Origin of the sequence: Enterococcus sp. NPDC086594 (assembly GCF_044746145.1) — a bacterium.
Lineage (GTDB): Bacteria > Bacillota > Bacilli > Lactobacillales > Enterococcaceae > Enterococcus_D > Enterococcus_D entomosocium.
Genome location: NZ_JBIVBP010000002.1, coordinates 384889 through 404665, shown reverse-complemented (window position 1 = coordinate 404665; position 19777 = coordinate 384889). Strand labels below are relative to the sequence as shown.

Below are 19777 nucleotides of genomic sequence, written 5' to 3'. Positions count from 1 at the left end.
ATCATACTAGAGAACGATATGTTTTTTAATACCTAAAATGAAAATGGGACTGAAGAATCAATTCTGATTCATCAGTCCCATAAATTATAGAGCCATTATAAGCAAAAAGAGCAACTCTTGTGGCACTTACCTGCCCAAGAGTTGCTCTTTTTTTGTTTGAAAGGTCTCTAGTTCCTCACGTGTTTTTGATTACCATACCGTCAATAATATCCACCGCACTTTCGGTGTCGTTGATAATTGATTCAAAACGATCATAAACATCTTTCCATTTAATGATTTCAAGAACGTCCGTTTCGTCTGTGAATAACGCTTTTTTCATTTTTGAATACAAACGGTCTGCTTCTGATTCAATCGTATTCACATCATTAATCATTTGACGCAATGTTTTTGAATTTTTGAACTTAGGAAATTCTTTTAAGGCCGTTTCAACGCCTTGTGTCGCTTGAACGATCATTCCAGCAAATAAGTTGGTTTCAGGGCGGATCTTCGTAATGACCAAATTCTCAAATAAATAAGTCAGTCCCATAATGCCATCCAAAATATCATCTAGACGCTCTGAAATGACTAGGATGTCCTCGCGATCGATAGGGGTGATAAATGAATCATATAACTCATTGGTTAGCTCAGCGATCACTTTATCCCCTTCTTTTTCCAAAGCATGAATCTCAGCTGCTGCTTCGGTCAATGCTCGTTCAGAATAATCGTTGATCAAAAGCGAAAAACGTTTGGCAGCTAAATGGCCGTTCGTCGCCAACTGCTCCATTGCTGCAAAATAATCGAATCCTTTTTTTCGTGCCATTACTTTCTCTCCTCACAAAATTAGCAATAAAAATTTGACCATTAGAAACGCAATCAATCCACAGCCAGGAAAGGTTAAAATCCAAGCATAGATCATTTCTTTTACAATGCGCCAATCAACGCTAGAAAAACGCCGAGACGCTCCAACGCCCATGATAGCGGTCGTTTTCGTGTGCGTTGTTGAAACTGGGATACCAAATACGGAAGACAAGAACAAACAGATTGCTGCAGTAACATCTGCAGAAAAGCCTTGGTATTTTTCCAGTTTTACCATATCCATCCCCACTGATTTAATGATCTTCATCCCACCGACCGATGTACCGATCCCCATGGTCAAGGAACAAAGAACCATCACCCACAGTGGGATGGCAAAGCCATTGCCGGTCTTTTCAGCAAGATTGTTGTAAAAAAGGCCTAACATGAACACACCCATGAATTTTTGTCCATCTTGGGCACCATGCAAGAAGGCATTGGCACCAGCCGCGATGGCTTGACCAACCGTAAAAATTTTGTTGGCTTTTCGCCGTTGGGTATCGCGAAAGAGCCATACGATCAGTTTCGTGATCAAAAATCCACCAATAAACCCCATTAACGTAGACACAACGAGACCGATTAAGACTTTCATCCATTCTTCACCGTTGACTGCATGTAAACCACCCAGAGCCATGGCATCCCCTGTCAATCCCGCAATCAATGCGTGAGATTCACTGGTTGGGATCCCAAAATACCAAGCTGCGACCGTCCAAACAACAATTGAAAACAAGGCAGCGGCTAATGCGATCTGTGAGACCCGAAAACTCCCGCCTGAGTCAAAAGTCACAATATTACTGATGGTTTCTGCAACTTGCGCATTAAAATACGTCATCACCAGCACACCTAAGAAATTCATGACGACTGCCATGCCAATGGCGATATTCGGGCGTAAGACTCTCGTGGAGACAGCGGTTACAATAGCATTCGGCGCATCCGTCCACCCGTTGACGAAAATCACCCCTAATGACAAGACAATCGTTAGAAACAAAGCGATATTCACATAGATTCCCCCATTTAAAAATTCCGAAGTAATCATAGCATAGAAAGCTCTTTCTGTGTAAACTTTTTATAACTATTCAGTAAAAAATGTGTAAAGAAGCATTTTTCAAAACCATAAAGCAAAAAATAGCACGGCCAAAAAACAAATTTTTGTGTTAAGTAAAATTTCTTTACAACTTTTATTGCAATCACTCTTGGCATTAGGTATAATGACTAGTGTTGATTTATACGTTTTCTAAACGTAATTGAACTTTTTTTTCGGAGGTGAAATACATGCCAAACATTGAATCTGCAATCAAACGTGTTCGCACAAGCGAAGCGGCTAATGCTAAGAATTCATCTCAAGTAAGCACAATGCGTACAGCAATCAAAAAATTTGATCAAGCTGTTGAAGCTGGTGCTGATAACGTAGATGCGTTATATAAAGATGCTGTTAAAGCAATCGATATGGCTGAGACTAAAGGATTGATCCACAAGAACAAAGCTAGTCGCGACAAATCTCGTTTAAGTAAAAAAATTGCAAAATAAGCAAATTAAGAAAGGCGCAGCAATCATCGATTGCTGCGCCTTTCTTTTTGACTTACTGTTTGCCATGTTTTAAAACAAATAGCTGGAACAAATACTCTTTGTCCATCTGACCACTTTTCACTAAGTAATCATTTTCGATCAATTCACTATATAGTGCCGCTAATTGCTTTTCTCCAAACCCCCGAGCTTGCTGCATCGCTAACTTCACTCGGTACGGATGAATCCCCAACGTTTCTGCGATATTGGCTTGCTGGTAGCCAATTTTCATCAAAATCGCTGCCTGTAACAGTAGACGGACTTGGCTGATCAAAATAGCATTGATCTTGATCGTCTCTTCCCCTTGCAATAATAGATCGTCATACAAGCGCAACGCATCCGATACGTTCCCCTTTAAGACATCACTGGTTAATTCAAAGACATTATGTTCCAACGTCTTAGGGATCAACTGCAAGACGATCTCTTTCGTGATTTTATTGCCGTTTCCTGCATACAATCGTAGTTTCTGTAACTCCTGCATCGCTTTTGATAGTTGCAGATCCGTTAACCGTAAAAACAAATCAAACGCCTCTCGGCTCATCTCGATGCCATCATTGGCCAACGACTGTTGGAGATACTGACGCACGTCGGCTTCTTTCATAGGTGCGACATCAATCACAACTGCGGCTTTCTTCAGCTGCTTAGTAATTTTTTTCCGTTCATCTAATTTATCGACATCTGCAAAAATCACCATTACCGATGATTCCAATGGGTCTTTGATGTAATTCAAAAAATCATCTAGGTCATGCTCAGGTGCATTGCTCTTTTTTTCAGCCGTTAAGAAAAATGGCCGCTCAACGAAAAGTAATCGCTGATCGCCAAAAAAAGGCAACGATTGGGCTTCTTGGATCACCATATCAAGGGGATCTTTCTCCATGTCAAAGGAAGCAAAATTCAGATCATCTTTCCCAACGGAAAAACGCTCCAAAAAGGCCGTGCGAACTTGCTCTTGTAAAAACATTTCACTGCCGATGACTAGATAAATCGATTGCAACTCCTTGGTTCGAATTGCTTGCAACGCTTTTTGTAATTCCATCGTTCCCCCCGCTTTCATTCTTATCCTACCATTAGTCAATCGGATAGTCTAGCAGCGTTTTTATCAAAAATGATTGTTGTTTTTCAGACCAAATAAATTGGATCATGCCTTGCTGATCGGTTCGCAAAACGGTCTGATTTACCAACGTTTCAAGCACCTCTTCATGAGGATGCCCGTACCGATTGTTCCGTCCACTTGAAACGATCCCGAATTGGGGATCGATTGCCGCAACAAACTCAGGTGCCGTCGAGGTTCGACTGCCATGATGCCCTAGTTTCAATACATCAACTTTAAGATTCGGATAATCATGAATCAACTTTTTTTCCCCTGCTTGTTCGAGATCGCCAGTAAATAAAAATGTTTTATCCCCTACCTTGGTTTTAATCACCAGCGAATCTTCGTTTTGCCCTGCACCTGATTCTGGTGCCAATACTTGCAACTGAAGGAAATCACCCACTACTTGGCCAACCGTCGTCCAAACAACGCTTGTCTGCTTAGGCAGTTCGTTTAAAAGCTTGGCGATGCGGTGATCTTGTTCACTTCCTGGTACGAGATATAACGTTTCAACGGGGATCGCCTTCATCAATGCTAGCGCATCTCCCATATGGTCCGTGTCCCCATGAGTTAGAAACAACCCGGTGATTTTCCTGACTCCCTCCCCTTTCAAAAAAGGAATCAATGTAGATTCCGCGGCAGCTTGTCGTTTGCGCTCTTGCCAGTTTTCTTTCGGAAAAGACAGAGAACCTCCAGTATCGATCACATAAACTTCGCGATTTTTTTCTGCCTGTAAAACGATACTATCGCCTTGACCAACGTCGACATAACTAATGGTGGGTAAAACGCGATTCTTCTGAAAGACGATTGGTACAACAAGCGAAAAACAGATCACCAGCAGCCACCGTTTCTTTTGGTAACAGAGCAAGCTGAGCAAACAACAACTAGCAGCCAATCCTGCAGGAACGGCACCCACCGTTATCGACACGCCTCCTACAGCGCCCACGACAACTTCCATAAGCAGCAAAAGCCCTTCAAAAAGGGCAATCAGCCCACTGATGGTTGGGAAAAGTGTCCCAGCAATGAACATTACGAAACAGGCTGGTAGCAAAACCAATTGAAAAAACGGTAAAAAGACAAACGTCAAAAAGCCCCCAAATAATGGGAATTCATAAAAGAGCGAGACAATGACAGGCGCAGCCAGCACCGTGAGGAACTGACAGCGCCAAAACCACGTCAATCCGATTGGTCGCTGCATTACTATCAAGAAGGTCATCAAAAGACTTAGTTGCCCCGATGTTTGAAGCAATACTTTGGGATCAACGAATAAAAGAGCCGTTAAGACGATCCCATAATGATCACTTGCCGATAGCCGTTGTTGATAAAGAGTGGTCACTTGAGTAACCGACAATGCCAAGACAGCACGCCAGACACTAATGCCGCCGCCACAAATCCCAATTACGACCAAGAAAAAGACCCCCATTGGCAACAGCATTTCTTTTTGCGTAAACCCCAATCGGCAGAAGCATCCGCGAAACCATTTGAAAAATAAGACAACATGCATTCCTGAGATCGTAAAAAAATGCAATAAGCCACTCGCACGATACATTTGACGTACTTCTTGAAAGTCATGGTCTTTAAAACCAAAGAGCAACGCATTGATATAGGCTGCTGAGCGTTCAGGAAAGATTCGTTGCACAGAAGAAATAACCTCTGCTCGAACTTTTGCAAGTGAAAAGCCTGCATCTGCTTCTTCCATTCCTACAATTTTCTCAATATGGACTGTGCCAATAATCGATCGACTGGCCAAATAGGCAGAATAGTCAAAGCTATGGCGATTTCGTGGTTTTTCAGGAAGAGAAAAAAATCCTTTCACCAGCAGCTTTCTTCCCCAAACGGATCGATCCTGCCATTGCTGTTTTTCAGTCTCTGAATAAACCGTGTAACGGCCAATCACTTTACCTGCAGAGGATTTTGCTTCAAATGTAAGTAGATCGCCATTGACTTTGATCGTGTCTGGCAGCACATTGACTACCCCTTGATACTCACCTTCTTGTATGTTCCCAGTCCGAGAAAGAGAAACGCGGACACTTAACAGCAACAGTCCGACAAAACAAATCATGCACAAAAATGCTTGTCGTTTTAAGACAAGCATCCCGAAATAATAAAGTGCAATGAGTCCCAGTAAGATGGACTGCCGATAGTAAGCAGTCACCGAACAAGCAAAAATAATACTAAGAAATAAAAATGAATCAGTTCTTTTTTGTTGGTTGTGCATCATTCAGCACACCAAACGAAAGTTTTTCAAAATACACCGGATCGAGTTCAACTTGGTGGACGGAAGCACCTACTTGTTGAATCAGTTCCATTGCATACTGATTGTTGCGATAGTCATTCAAATAATGGATCTTTTTGACCCCTGCTTGCAAAATTGCTTTCGTACAGGGAAGACAGGGAAAATGCGTCACATAGATTTCCGCATTGTCTGTTGACACCCCTAATTTTGCACATTGCAATAAGGCATTCATTTCTGCATGAATCGTCCGAATACAATGGTCATCGACAACATAACAGCCATCGTCAATGCAGTGTACATCGCCACTGACGGACCCGTTGTAGCCTCCAGCGATGATTCGGCGATCTTTGACTAATGTAGCGCCGACTTCAAGTCGGGAACACGTACTGCGTAAAGACAGTAATACAGCTTGTGCCATAAAATACTGGTCCCATGGGATTCTCGTATTGCTCATTCGTTTGCTCCTTTGTCATTGATTAGTTCTATTCTAATCGAATTTCTTGAATTTTCAACCGTCATTTCTTAGTATTTCTTACATTTATTTGGTTCAGTCCGCCACTGTAATCATCTCTTTCAAGGACTCAAAGGTCTTCTCTCCGATGCCTGTGATCTTTTTTAGGTCATCAATCTGTTTAAAAAAGCCATATTCTTCTCGGTAAGCGATGATTGCTTCTGCTTTTTTGGCACCCACACCTGGCAGTTCTTGCAGTTGCTGTGCATTGGCTTGATTCAGATTGATTTGTGTCACTGCTGTTTGGCTGCCACCTACTCCTGAAGCATTCATCTCCATAAACGCTTGATCCTCTTTATGAGGGACGATCACCATCTGTTGATCTTGTAGCACTTGTGCTAAGTTTATGGCTGTTTCTAACGCCTCTTCTGTCAGACCACCTGCTTGTTCGATCAATTCATACATCCGCGCACCTGATTTCAAGCGATAAATTCCCGGTTGGTGCACTTCCCCTTTGACATCGATAACGATCTCATACTCTTCATCGTGAAGACTATCTTCTTGAAGGGCTCCACCTTCCCCCATTTCAGACGATTGACCTGCTGCATCTGCCATTGAATGCCAGTTTGTTTCTTTTTTTTGCGAGAACGGTACAAACCAGATGATCAGCAACACCATCAAAACAGCACCACCAACTGCAAATCGCCAATAGTCTTTGAACAGCTTCCATCGATCCATTTTCACCACCTCATAGATGAAATACGCAAAAGATAGTAAACGACAGAAAAAAAGTCAACACTTTCCACGTATCGACTTTTTCACTAGCTAAGTAGTAATCGTATATAGGCAGGAAACTTTTTTTCGCCCCCCCTCATCTTCTATTTTCTCACTGACTATTCTAAAACCTTTCATCTGACTGATTTCATAGCCACATGTTCGTGGCAACTCCACCGTTAAGCGAACGGTACGATCAGTCTTTTCCCAGCTTAAAGCTACTAATCCAAACGTACTTTGTAAGGAGCCTTTGACATGGGCTATAGGTACATCGAAGGCTGGTTGTATCAGTATCCCAGCGCTTGTCATCTGAATGCCTAATAAATGACGGACAAACCAATACCCATAAGAAGCAAACATGGCATGATTCAACGAACCCTCGTAAGTGGCTGAATGTTGCGGCGTTGGAAAATGTTCCATCAAAGTGCCGTTTCCGCTTGCCAGCATTGCTGCATAACTAGGCGCAGATTTCCTCGTTAACCAATCAAAAATAATATCATTATAGCCAGCTTCAGCCAGCAACTGATAACTCCATGCCATCCCGAAGATGCCGAAAGAGAAAATACCCTCTTGCTGCTTGATCCGTTGTACTAGTTTTGGCAATATTCGTTTTTTCTCACTGAGTCCTGTCTTCATTGCAAAGATCATGCTAGACAAGGTGCCCGCACCGTATTGCTCATTTTCTTTAGAAAACTTCTGTTTGATTTGCAGTGTCGTGTACTGGATCGCTGCTGTCACTCGCTGACAATAGTCCTCTTTACCAATGATCCTCAAGTCGATCAATTCTTGGTAACGCTGTAGTAAAAGCAGATACATGCAGGCAGAGCAAAAGGACTGATCTGGCGAAGTAATAACCCCGTTTTGCTGAGTTTCATCAATTGCTCCCCAATCGCCGAGACAGCACTGGGCGATATAATCAAAATCAAAAGCGAGTAAATAGTTGAGATGCCTTTCCAACTGTGGACGCAGCTTGGCAACCGCTGCTTGTTTCCCATAGGTCTTCACCAAGGCCAAAGCAAGCTCTGAAACTACCAATTGCCACCCTAACGCACCACCACCATTTGATGGACCATTTGTCATGATTCCTACAAATGGCGCAGTTGCAGTCATTGCACCATCCGATCGTTGGTCGTTGGCAAAATCCCACAACACTTTTTCCAACAACGGCTCAATCGCCAGATCTGCCATCTGCGTTGGTAGTAACGCAACGATGTCCCCACCATAACCAAAGCGCTCACGAGTGCAGTCCTCAAAACAAGAGTGGATGTTGTTCAACCGCGTGGCTTGTCCAACCGCCCATAACTGATCCAAGAAAGGATCGGAGGTTTCAAGTGTCACCAACGATTTCACATCCGTATGCAAGCGATAGGCTTTGATTGCTCCTACAATCGCTTGAAGGTTGTCAGCAGGTTTCGTCTCGATCAACGCATAGCGAAAGGAATGATACGTGTAACGGTTTTCAAAAACGAACGTCTTCGCTGCCGTTTTCTCAATGATGTCTCGTTGAACGATAGGATCATCTGGCTGCTTCCCTTCATAGGGATCGTAGACGCCATAAGTTCCACTGATCGTAGACGTATAATCAGGGCTGCCTTGCTCGTCTAATGTTTCTGCATAGCTGATTCTGATCCGACCAATGAAATCTTCCTCAAGAGTACAAGTAAATTGACCGCTGATGATTTGACCGAAGTCAATGAGCAGTCCCGCTGCAGTTTCGGTCATTTTTTGGGGAACGATCGATTGTGTGCGCTTGATTTTTGGAATAAAGCTTGGCTTAAAACGTCCCGCGGGTCCAGCAATTTGTACCGTTTTTCCTTCTGGACGAGGATCAGGTACATCGGTAACGATTTCTCCTATATAAAGATTGTTTTGCAAATAAGGCCCAAAACTACTTTGCCACTGATTGTCTGAGTAAATGTAGCGATTCTCTCCTCCATCATTTAACTGAAGCTCCCCCCAGAAACAGGGTTTGCCGATCGCTAGTTGTTTGCGGATGTTATACCGACCTAAAATCTCAATCGGAGCAGGGTTGTACCAGCCATTCGCAAGTTCAACTTCGATCCGATTGTCTCCCTCCTGTAAAAAATCAGTTAACTCATAAGTATCATAGTAGACGACTCGATCATAGTTCGTTACATCACTGTTTAAATAAACATCTGATACCGTTTTTCCATTAACAGACAAGCGATAAAAACCAAGCCCGCAGCAATCAATCACTGCATAGGAAGGACACTTTTCCAGTGTGAAAGAGCGAGACAAGCAGCTATTTTTCTCTTCTGAAAAGTAAAAACGTTCTTTTTTAATAGGATCATCTAAGCGAGTGATCCACTTGCCCATAGTTTCTTTAGGTTTCTCACGCTTTGCTATCGTGAAAAACACACTACTGTAACTGGTGACATCGTTTCCTGCTCCGGCGGTCAATTTGACTTGATATTTTTTTCGCTGCAGATGCTGTGGCAAGTGGACCGCCATTTTATTCTCAGAAGCGGCTATGTTGGAAACGTCATACACTGCTTGCTGCTGTTCATTGAAAATTTGCAATCGGTAGCCTTGGTGATTGGTCATCGACCATTCAATAAGGATCGGATCATTTAAATCCACTGTTAATGGCTTTGTCATTCCGTTGATGGTTATCGTTTCTTTCATAAGCTGCTCCTTTCGTGGGTTATTGTGCTTCTTCAACACAGATCTGCTTATCAGCAACTTTGATAAATGGCAACCAAATCATCGTTGCGATCACGATCAAGACGATTTGTAACAATGCGCCCATGATACTACCAGTGACAAAATAGCCGCTAATGATCGGCGGAGTCGTCCACGGAATTTGCGCAAGCCCAGTTGGGATCGGGACTAGCCCGAAATAAAAAGCAAAGTAAGCGACGATCGTTGTGACGGCATTTGCAAAAACAAAAGGAATGATAAAACTGAAATTCAACATCAACGGTATCCCGAACAACGCTGGTTCACCGATATTGAAAATATAAGGAACACTAGCAATTTTTCCAACCTCTTTGTACTGTTTACTTTTTGCTACGATCAAAATAGCAATGATCGCACCAACGACGCCAATCGAAGCAAAATGATTCCGAAAACTCATACTGATAATATTCGTTGGAATCTCTCCCGCCACTGATGCCACACGATTTTGGTCTTCAAGGACTTGATGGATTGGGTCCATCACTGCTTGAATGATCGAGGTTCCATGAAGGCCAAAAAACCATAGGAATTGCTCGAAAATTTTCACAACGACCATTCCAACTAGGGAGCCACCTAACATAGTTAATGGAATACCAAGGGTCCCATTGATCAACGTCATGGCATCACTGTTAAATAAGGCTTCGATGATGAGTCGGATGACCCAAATCGTCGTGATGACAAGAAAAGATGGAATCACCGATTCGAATGGACCAGAAACAGCTGGTGGTACCGCTGCTGGCATTTTGATTTTGATTCCTTTACCCTCAATTTTTTTATAAAGAACTGTACTAAAAATACCGACAATAATCGCTAAAAACATCGATTGCGCGCTAACGCGGGTGATATCTAAAAAAGTCCCTGCTTCCATTGCATCCAACGGTGTTAATAGTAAAAAGGAAACAAAAGCAGTTAAGACACATTGCAAAACGTTTGTTTCAAGTTTTTCTGCCAGTGATTTTGCGAGGGAAATGACAACTAGCAAACCACCGATTGCGAGTGTGGCATTGTTGACATAGAGCAATTTCTCTTGCCAGACACTAGCATCTTCTGTTCGCAACACCATAGTAATAAAATCGGTCACTTGTTGGATCGGAAAAAAAGCAATAATTAAAAAGATCGACGCAATAAAGGTGAATGGCATGTAAGCTAACATTGCATCCCTAACTGAAGTAATATAAATATTCCCATTAACTTTACTTGCAAATGGACCAAGGGTACTTTGGATCTTATCCCCTAATGATGGTTTGTCGTGGTTCATGGTGATTCCCCATTTCTTTCGAATTTGCTGGTACTATTGACTATTATTATCATCCGGATTATGATAATTGATAACGCTATCATACAAGTATTATATACTATCTCTACCTGTCTTCAATGACGATACTCTACTATTTCATTGACTATTTTTTACCTAAGGAGAAAGCGATGGATAAACAGAACATTCTGCAGCAGTTACAACAATTGACGACTACCGAAGAAATAGCCCTTAAAAAGACGCAATCTCTTCCATACAATTATGAGGATTTTAAGAAAGTCTACACTGAAAAAAATGAGCCAATCTACCAATATACATTCGAAAAACACCTTTCTCGTCTCATACGAAAACGGCCGCAAGATAGCGGATTTCTTAAGACAAGCCAGCTCTTGATTTTAAAACATGCACGCTTTTCTTCTACGCCACTACATCAGCATGATTTTATCGAAATGAATTATGTTTTTTCTGGAACAGTCACAATTATGATCAATGAGAGAAAAGTGATCCTAAAGGCAGGTGACTTTTGCTTACTAGATACAGGGGTGATCCACCAAATTATCGAAACAAATCAAGACGACATTGTTATTAACTTTTTGATCAGCAAAGAGTACTTTTCCACGCAGATGCTCAGTCGGTTAGCATCCAATAGCATGATCGCCGATTTTGCCATCAATGCGTTATCTGAAAGCCAAAAGCACAATCAATACCTAGTGTTTGAAACGAGTAACAACGACTATTTGATTGATGCGATTTTCGGGGTCTTGGCCCAGTTCTTCAACCCCTCCTTCGGTTCTCATGAGGTCATCCATTCCTATATAATCATTATTTTTTCCGAACTCGTTCGTAACTTCCAGGAAAAGCAACGGATCGAGTCGCAAAACAGCGACCAATTGTACCTCGGAGAAGTGTTGGACTATCTGGAGAAACATTTCGCTACTTGCACACTAGCTTCGGTTGCGGAGACATTTGGATACAACCCGAGCTATTTGAGTCGCCGTATCAGTCAGCAGCTTGGTCGATCCTTTGTGACGATCCTTCAAGAATTAAAACTCAATCAAGCCAGTTTATTGTTGAGAAACTCTTCCCTACCTGTGGAACAAATCGCACACCAAGTCGGCTATAAAAATGTCTCATTCTTCTATAAGCTGTTTCAAAAGAAGTATCAGTGCTCTCCTCATGCCTACCGTCAAAACTAAACAATACTGCTGCACACCATTTTATCGACAAAAAAACACTGCTCACTTGATGCTGCTAACGCAGCAATCTCAAATGAGCAGTGTTTTTTAACTAATCAGTTTCAAGCAATTCAGGAATTTACGACGCCGATCCTCGGTGATACAACGTTGTATAATATGGCTGTTCGCTGGTATCGATCGCAATACCGATCCCGAGAAATTGATACTCATCGTTTAGAATCGTTGCCCGATGTCCCTCTGAATTCATTAAACCTTGATGGGCGTAAATACTGCTGGCTTGGCCAAATGCCAAATTCTCCCCTGCAGCAGTGAAGCTGATCCCGTCTTCTTGCATCCGATCAAATGGAGTCGATCCATCTAACCCAATATGGTCAAAATATCGATGTTCTGCCATGTCTTGGCTATGCTTCACGGCAGTCTCACTGGTTGCTTCACTGAATCCAAGGGGCGACAAACCAAATTTCACTCGGGTGGCATTCGTTAATTCAAATAACTGTGTTCGTAAGCCGCTTAAAATGGCGGCTTGATTTTGGCGAAAATCATTCGCATGGCGTGTTTCTAGCGAGCGATTGATGATTTGAATCGCAGTCACTGTATCTTCGGCATGAACATCATAGAAAAAAGTAATCAATTGATCGTCTTGTAAGAACAGATCATAGTCGGCATCGGAATCGATGCGATACCGTCTTGATCCTCGTTGTAGACTTTCTTGGCGCGTACCCATCTGATTACGAACGCTTGCTTTTGAAGACCCGATACCTAGCGTGTCATCGATAAGAATCGTGTCTTGATTCGTATAGATCCCTTGCGCAATATCATGTTCATCGTACATCACCATCATGAAGTTACGAAAATCATCGTGATAGGAAGTCCAGTTCAGTCCATACCTATTCGCTGATTCATTGATCGCTTCTCCAAAGGTTTCTTCGATCACTTGTCGTGATTCATTATATAAATATGTCTGGGCAGGTGTTTCTACCGATGGCCTGGCTGAAGTGTCTTGTGAAGGAGAAAATTGGGACGAGAGAGATTGAGTGATCTCGTTGAGTCGAGCATCCCAAAATGCCAAGCGCCCGTCTTGCCATGTAATCATCTGGCTTACAAAATAAAGAAGCCCGATGAGAAAAATGCTTTTGATTAAGAATTTTATTTTTTTCATATGACACCTCCGTCAATGAATCATTATGTGTTAGCTGTAGCGCGATCGTTTATCCACTCATTCATCCCTAGATTGGATCGCTGATAACCCGTCCTGCCTTTTCTAAAGACTATCATTCCTGTGGAAAATTGACCAGCTGCAGCATGAAACTTCTTAGATGGTCTATGTCTTTTTAAGCTCCTGTTAAGAAACTTTTTTACTCACGAAAACTTTGCAGCGCCATCGAACGCTCCATCAAAGGATTGGCAATTTTAGCTAAGGTATGACGATCGTATTCTTCTGGTCGCTTGATAGTGAGGTAAAGAATAAACTGTGGATCATCCGTTGGATAGATCGAGACCGCCGAATAAATATAATCAAACTCTCCTGTCATGTAACCTTGACCATTCTCATTGGCGATCTGAGCAGTCCCTGTTTTGACAGAAATCTCATGGTTCGTCAGTTGGTATACATCATAAGCGGTGCCATAGCGTTCATCCGTCACTACATCGGTCATGTATTCCAATACAGCATCAGCCGCTGTTTGTGCAATAGGCTGAGAAACGACTTCTGGAAAAACTTGGATCTCTTCTCCCACTTGCCGAATCAATTGCGGACGAATCATCTCGCCACCATTGGCAAATGCGCTAAATAACTGCATCATCTGCATCTGATTGACCCCAATCGCATGGCCATAAGAACTCATGGCATAATCCACCCGATTTCTTGAAGGTAAGATACCAGGCACCTCACCGGGAAGCTCACTTCCTGTAACTTTCCCTAGTCCAAAATCAGTTAAATACTGCGCCCATGCATCAAAACCGATCCGTTGCTGAAGTCGAACCATCCCAGTGTTGCTTGACCAAGCTAACGCTTGCCGCATCGTCAACTCACCATTTGCTCCTGAGTCGTGGTCGTTGATGACTCGATCTTCAATCTGCATACTCACAGGATTGTAGCGTTCCGTCGGATCAAAAACACCTTCATCAATCGCTGCCGCAACGGTTGCCAGCTTCAAGGTCGAACCTGGTTCATACATCTCTTCCGTAAAAAGATTACGCCAAATAAAGTGCTCATCCGCAATTCCTTCTTGGGTCTCTGGATGAAAACTAGGTCTTTGAGCCATCGTTAAAATCTCTCCAGTTTTCGCATCCATTAATAAAGCCGTCAGATTCTCTGGTCGTGTTTGTTCCATAACCTCATCCATCACTGATTCAGTGAATAACTGCAGATGAGCATCTAATGTCGTCCAAACATCGTTCCCATCTACGCCTTCTTCTACCATTTGATTGGTTGCAGGAACAGGATTCCCTGAAGCATTGACTTGAAAAGACTCTCGCCCATTTTGATTCTTCAAAAAGTCGTTCAGTACATATTCTAATCCAGAAACTCCGACTCGAATTTCATCATCATCTGACGTTGTCCCTATCAAATGTGAAGAAAAGATGCCATTCGGATAGCTGCGACTTGAACGAGCATCGAAATAGATACCATTGATTCCAGCTGCATCAAACGCCGCTTCGATTTGATTTCGAGTGGTCACACTTAGACCACTGCCAACATTGCCAAATTCCACTTGAAAGACAGGCGGGTCTATTTGATTCGCACCGTCTGTCAAGATAGACAAAACTTGCTCGTTAGAAATAGGTAAATACTCCGAAAGAATCGTTGCGGTCTCCTCAAAGCGCTCTCTGTCAAGATACATGGGTCGTCCATTATCAATGTAATCTTCAGAAAGAACCGCTCGAACAGTATAGGAAAGAATATCCTGTGCGATCACTGTCCCCTGCCGATCAAAAATTGCCCCTCGACTTGTTTCGATGGATCGTGAACTATAATACAAATTTTCTATTCTTTCAGACAAAGAGACGCCAGCAATCACGCCGACTTGAACAATGTAAATCAAACGTGCAGAAAACCCCATAAAAAGCGCAAGACTGATTATGTATAACCAATGACCGACTAGCTTACGATTTTTCTTCGCTTTTTTCTTTTTGACTATATGATAGTCATACATCGCCAAAGCGCCCCTTTCGATCGAATATACCTCTATAGTATTGGGTATTTGTGATGATCTTGTGAGGGAAAGAACAATTATTTTTCAAAGAGTCATTTTCCTATTAATTCAGCGATTATGCTGTGATATACTTTAAAAAATATAAATTATTTTTAAGGATGTGAATAAAATTGCAAAAAATATTGATTGTCGATGATGACACTCATATGCGTGCCCTAGTGAAAACTTATGCGGAGATCGAAGGGTATCTATGTTTTGAAGCATCAGATGGAAAAGAAACTTTGGAAAAATTAACCAATCATTCATTCGATTTGATTCTCCTAGATGTCATGATGCCGGGAAAAGATGGCTTTCAGACGCTTTCGGAAATCAGAGGTAGCTGTAACACGCCAGTAATCATGATTACCGCTCGAAAGGAAGAGTATGACAAACTCTTTGGCTTCAATCTTGGTGCTGATGATTACATCGCCAAGCCATTTAGCCCTAAAGAGCTGATGGCTCGCATCAAAGCTGTGTTGAAACGAAGTAGTCAATTTCAGTTCGAAAAGATCGTTTATGGCGATCTCGAAGTCAATGTTTTTTCTCATACTGTAACGATCAAAGGGAATCCTCTGCCGCTTACGCCAAAAGAATTCGATCTGCTGGTCTATTTGACAAAAAATAATCATATTGCTTTGAGCCGAGAATCAATTTTAGAAGGTGTCTGGGGCTTCGATTATTTCGGTGATACCAGAACAGTGGATACACACATCAAGTCCTTGCGAGAGCGTCTAGGGGATTACCGAGAGTTGATCCAAACGGTTTGGGGCGTTGGGTATAAATTTGATTATGAAGACTAGTCGATTAGGTTTTACTTACATCAAAAGTAAATTACTCGTGCGGCTTTGGTCCGCCAATATGCTGCTGGTCATCATTGGCATTGCTTTTTTATGGACTGTTCAAATTTTGCTCTTTGAACCAAATTATATCAATGTAACGAAAGAATCACTTTTAGAAACAGTTCAGGAAACAGCAGCCGCTGTTGAAGAAATGGCAGTAGATCCAGATGATTTACCAGAAGATCCATTGCTTTTCCTCAGTAAAACGATCGTTGGGACTCTTTTTTTAGTCGACGAGTATGGCGAAATTCTGGCGGCATTTAACAATGGACAACAATTAAACATAGATGGGTTGAGCAACGAATACAGCTGGTTGTTATCTCATGCACCCACTGTCCTTAACGGTGAGAGCCTTAGTGCTGTAGAAGACTTTGAAAAGTCTTCTGCCATTCTTATTGGCGTTCCTACGACTCTTTTCCAACGCCCAGCTGCCCTTTTGCTCTCCAATACGATCACTCAAATCGAAGCGCTTCAAAGCATGAATCGACAGCAACTCTTTCTATTCACCATCATATTAACAATTTTTGCATCAACGATCTCCTTTTTTTTAGCACAGCATTTTATTCGCCCGATCAAAACCATCAAAGAAGCCATCATCCGCTTAACCAACGGAGAGCTTTATTCCGTACCCAAACTAAACCGTGGCGATGAATTAGGTACACTTTCTGAATCTGTTGCGGACTTAAGCACAGAACTTCAGCGAGTAGACGTGTTGCGAAAAGAAGTGATTGCCAATGTTTCTCATGAACTACGATCCCCCCTCGCGTTGATCACGGGTTATGGGGAGATGGTACGTGATGTTTCTGGAAGTGACGAACGCCTTCGAAAAGAACATATGGAACTAATTATCAGCGAAGCCCACCGTATGAGTGCCATGGTTGATGACATCATGGATTTCTCTATCATGCAAGCAGGCTATACACAGCTTAAAAATGAAATCTGGAATACATACGAGGTGGTTTCCTCCGTCGTTGCCTACGCAAGAGGGATCGCCAATCAATATGACATCACTGTCGATTTTGAAGCAGATAGTAAGAATGGAATTGCTCTTTTTGATCGCATCAAAATGGAACAGGTTTTGCGTAATTTAATAAACAATGGCATCAACCATACACCTAAAAACGAGCGTCTTTTGATCAAATTAACGAATACATCTACAAGAACAAAAGTTGCTGTCATCAATCCCGGAAAAGATATCCCTCCAGAACAACTCGAACTCATTTGGGAAAGATACCAACGCGTCCAACATCAAGCAGGACATAAAGAAGGAACCGGCATCGGCTTAGCGATCGTGAAAACCATTTTGACTTCTCACGCCTTCGATTATGGCGCTGAGTCGAAAAATGGCGTGACTTCTTTTTGGTTTGTTGTGCCGAGACTGAATGAGCATTCTTTATGAATTAAAAATTTTTAATTAATTAAATAAAAAATGATACAAGGCAAAGAAGGTTTTCTTCTTCACTTTGTATCATTTTTATATTTGATTGAATGTACTATTTATATTCTCTTATGATTCATAAATTTGTATTCTCGCATTAAATTATATCTGCTCTTGCTTTTCTAAAATATATCTCTCTGCTTCCAAATTCCATATACCATCATTCGCTGTTAAAATCTTGCCTAAAGGATCAGAACCATTCAAATCACTAAGTTTGGTCAACGGCAATGACTTATGCGTATAAACTAATTTCTTTCCGCCACCAATTTCCGGTTGATTCAACGTTGTTTCAGCCACTGCATCAAGACCTAATATATGTGTTATGACATTTGCTACGTTCACTTTTTTTTCCTCTATTAATTTTACTGCTTTTCTCATATCTTCTGTGTTTCCGCCTGACGTTCCTACATAGTGAACGAAAGAGTAATGGATATCATAAAAGTTTATTTCTGCCATGAAATTCTTATCTTGCGGTCCAGCAAAAAAGTTTATACACCCATCTGGATTTATGATTTTTGAAGCATCTGTTAGAACACTCGAAACAGGGACCAGTACGAAGATATCATCATAGCCTCCATTCACGACTTCACTCAAAATCCTCGTTTGATCTGGATAGTCGTCGATATTTATATAGACAACCTCGATATCGGAGCGGCTCGGATAGAGTCTCTTAGCTCGATCTAATTTATCCTGATTTTTATCAGTAACTACTAATTTTTTAGGTCGTTTGGGTCCATTTAGAGCATAATCGATTGCCAGTAAACCCATCGGACCCGTTCCACCCATAATCAACATTGTGCCGTTTTCTTTTATCCCCATTTTGTGCTCATAACTTCCTGGCATTAGATGATAATTTGCTTCAAATGCACCGATAACACATGACAGCGGTTCAATAAGTGACCCTTCAAAATAAGACTCACCTTTGTATGGGATCAAGCAATCCTGTTCCATTACATCTTTTGAAAGAATAATATATGTTGCATCGCCGCCGGTGTATGGATAAGAATAGCCAGGACAATCAGGTCTATCTGGTAATTGAAGGTTTGCCTGTACCACATACCGCTCACCTTTTTTGTATTTATTCGTCCATTTTGCTCCTATGTCCAACAATTGACCACAAAATTCATGTCCAATGATAACCGGATTTTCTGCAAGATTATCAGGTGCTTTTTTATGTTCAGGACCTTGATTTGCTAGCTTCCAAGTAGACATGCATATACTATCTGTAATGACAGAAGCTAAAATCTCATCATCTTCAATTTTAGGTAAATCAAATTCTTCAAGTCGTAAATCTTTTTTTCCATATAATCGTACTGCCTTTGTTTTCATCATTATCCTCCTAAGCAAGAATTCCTAGCCCATATCCAATTATACCTACTGCAAACAAGATAAATATTAACCATATAGGACTTACTTTTTTCTTTAAAAGCTTCATCATTAATAAAGTTAATGCAAGCGCCAATAGACCTGGTACTAAATCATCTAAAACATTCTGGACTGTGGTGATCACCTCAGTTCTATCTATTCCTTCCGTCCGAGAAATTACTAACGGAATATTGATAGTTGTCCACTTTGTCACAAGAACACCCATGATGAATAATCCCAAAATCGTTGCACCTTCTGTTAATTTTTGTAGTAAGTTACCGGACAAATCTTTGATAATATCCAAACCTTTTTGGTAACCATACGTTAGTCCATACCATTTCATAGCAATTCGTACAGCATTAAATGTTAAGAAAAAAAGAATAGGTCCCATAATATTACCTGTCAATGCCAATGATGCTCCAATAGCCGCTGTAATTGGACGCAAGGTTCCCCAAACTAGTGGATCTCCTACCCCAGCTAAAGGACCCATTAAACCAACCTTCAAGCTATTTATTGTCCCTTCATCGATGTCAGAACCATTTGCTTTTGCTTCCTCCATGGCTATCGTAACACCAATTACTGGTCCACAAACAGCTGGAGTAGTATTAAAAAAAGTCATATGTCTTTTCAAAGCTTCTGCTTGGTCCTCTTTGGTCTTATAAACTCGTTTTATTGTTGGGATCATATCAACACAAAATGCGAGCGCATGAATTCTTTCATAGTTGAAGGACGCTTGTTGAAAGTTAGAATAAACAAATGTTTGCATCAAATCTTTTTTAGTCACTTTAGAAACTTCTTTGTCTGCGGATGACAACTGATTAGTCATTTCCATGATTTCCCCTCCTAAT

16 protein-coding genes are annotated in these 19777 nt (G+C 41.6%); 4 read left to right on the top strand and 12 right to left on the bottom strand.

Annotated elements, in window-relative coordinates; all coding sequences use genetic code 11:
• Window positions 1-175: 175 nt before the first annotated feature.
• Window positions 176-799, bottom strand: coding sequence for a DUF47 domain-containing protein (locus tag ACIPK1_RS06300; RefSeq protein ID WP_008381351.1), 624 nt, complete (start codon window positions 797-799; stop codon window positions 176-178).
• 12 nt (window positions 800-811) lie between these two features.
• On the bottom strand, window positions 812-1867 hold the full coding sequence (locus tag ACIPK1_RS06295) for an anion permease (RefSeq protein ID WP_400450282.1): 1056 nt from the start codon (window positions 1865-1867) through the stop codon (window positions 812-814).
• Between the two features lie 236 nt (window positions 1868-2103).
• On the opposite strand from ACIPK1_RS06295, the gene rpsT reads away from it, so the two are divergent.
• On the top strand, window positions 2104-2358 hold the full coding sequence (gene rpsT, locus ACIPK1_RS06290; RefSeq protein ID WP_005230162.1) for a 30S ribosomal protein S20: 255 nt from the start codon (window positions 2104-2106) through the stop codon (window positions 2356-2358).
• A gap of 52 nt (window positions 2359-2410) precedes the next feature.
• Here rpsT and holA read toward each other — a convergent pair whose 3' ends face one another.
• From holA to ACIPK1_RS06260, 6 genes are all read right to left on the bottom strand, one after another.
• Window positions 2411-3430, bottom strand: a complete 1020-nt coding sequence (gene holA / locus ACIPK1_RS06285; RefSeq protein ID WP_286088808.1) for a DNA polymerase III subunit delta — start codon at window positions 3428-3430, stop codon at window positions 2411-2413.
• Window positions 3431-3461: 31 nt separating this feature from the next.
• Window positions 3462-5705 (bottom strand): DNA internalization-related competence protein ComEC/Rec2, encoded by a 2244-nt coding sequence (locus tag ACIPK1_RS06280; RefSeq protein ID WP_400450280.1) that lies wholly within the window; start codon window positions 5703-5705, stop codon window positions 3462-3464.
• Window positions 5677-6174, bottom strand: a complete 498-nt coding sequence (locus tag ACIPK1_RS06275; protein ID WP_005236270.1) for a ComE operon protein 2 — start codon at window positions 6172-6174, stop codon at window positions 5677-5679. The genes ACIPK1_RS06280 and ACIPK1_RS06275 overlap by 29 nt, the downstream gene beginning before the upstream one ends.
• A 93-nt stretch (window positions 6175-6267) precedes the next feature.
• On the bottom strand, window positions 6268-6909 hold the full coding sequence (locus tag ACIPK1_RS06270; protein WP_008381358.1) for a helix-hairpin-helix domain-containing protein: 642 nt from the start codon (window positions 6907-6909) through the stop codon (window positions 6268-6270).
• Window positions 6910-6996: 87 nt separating this feature from the next.
• Window positions 6997-9591 (bottom strand): family 78 glycoside hydrolase catalytic domain, encoded by a 2595-nt coding sequence (locus ACIPK1_RS06265; protein WP_400450277.1) that lies wholly within the window; start codon window positions 9589-9591, stop codon window positions 6997-6999.
• A gap of 19 nt (window positions 9592-9610) precedes the next feature.
• Window positions 9611-10900: a PTS sugar transporter subunit IIC gene (locus ACIPK1_RS06260; protein ID WP_016613379.1), complete on the bottom strand. Its 1290-nt coding sequence runs from the start codon at window positions 10898-10900 to the stop codon at window positions 9611-9613.
• Window positions 10901-11067: 167 nt separating this feature from the next.
• Between ACIPK1_RS06260 and ACIPK1_RS06255 the strand changes: the two genes are divergently transcribed.
• Window positions 11068-12093 carry an AraC family transcriptional regulator gene (locus ACIPK1_RS06255; protein ID WP_176323954.1) on the top strand — a complete coding sequence of 342 codons (1026 nt, stop codon included), beginning with the start codon at window positions 11068-11070 and terminating at the stop codon, window positions 12091-12093.
• A gap of 118 nt (window positions 12094-12211) precedes the next feature.
• Here ACIPK1_RS06255 and ACIPK1_RS06250 read toward each other — a convergent pair whose 3' ends face one another.
• A complete protein-coding gene (locus ACIPK1_RS06250; protein ID WP_016620840.1) occupies window positions 12212-13252 on the bottom strand; it encodes a CAP-associated domain-containing protein in 1041 nt (346 codons plus the stop codon).
• 196 nt (window positions 13253-13448) lie between these two features.
• Window positions 13449-15248 carry a penicillin-binding transpeptidase domain-containing protein gene (locus ACIPK1_RS06245; RefSeq protein ID WP_016620841.1) on the bottom strand — a complete coding sequence of 600 codons (1800 nt, stop codon included), beginning with the start codon at window positions 15246-15248 and terminating at the stop codon, window positions 13449-13451.
• Between the two features lie 170 nt (window positions 15249-15418).
• On the opposite strand from ACIPK1_RS06245, the gene ACIPK1_RS06240 reads away from it, so the two are divergent.
• Window positions 15419-16087, top strand: coding sequence for a response regulator transcription factor (locus ACIPK1_RS06240; RefSeq protein ID WP_005236299.1), 669 nt, complete (start codon window positions 15419-15421; stop codon window positions 16085-16087).
• Window positions 16077-17525, top strand: a complete 1449-nt coding sequence (locus ACIPK1_RS06235; RefSeq protein WP_400450275.1) for a sensor histidine kinase — start codon at window positions 16077-16079, stop codon at window positions 17523-17525. The genes ACIPK1_RS06240 and ACIPK1_RS06235 overlap by 11 nt, the downstream gene beginning before the upstream one ends.
• Before the next feature lie 141 nt (window positions 17526-17666).
• Here the strand turns inward: ACIPK1_RS06235 and ACIPK1_RS06230 are convergent, their stop codons facing one another.
• A complete protein-coding gene (locus ACIPK1_RS06230; protein WP_400450273.1) occupies window positions 17667-18893 on the bottom strand; it encodes a zinc-binding dehydrogenase in 1227 nt (408 codons plus the stop codon).
• Between the two features lie 10 nt (window positions 18894-18903).
• Window positions 18904-19761: a PTS system mannose/fructose/sorbose family transporter subunit IID gene (locus tag ACIPK1_RS06225; RefSeq protein ID WP_400450271.1), complete on the bottom strand. Its 858-nt coding sequence runs from the start codon at window positions 19759-19761 to the stop codon at window positions 18904-18906.
• Window positions 19762-19777: the final 16 nt, after the last annotated feature.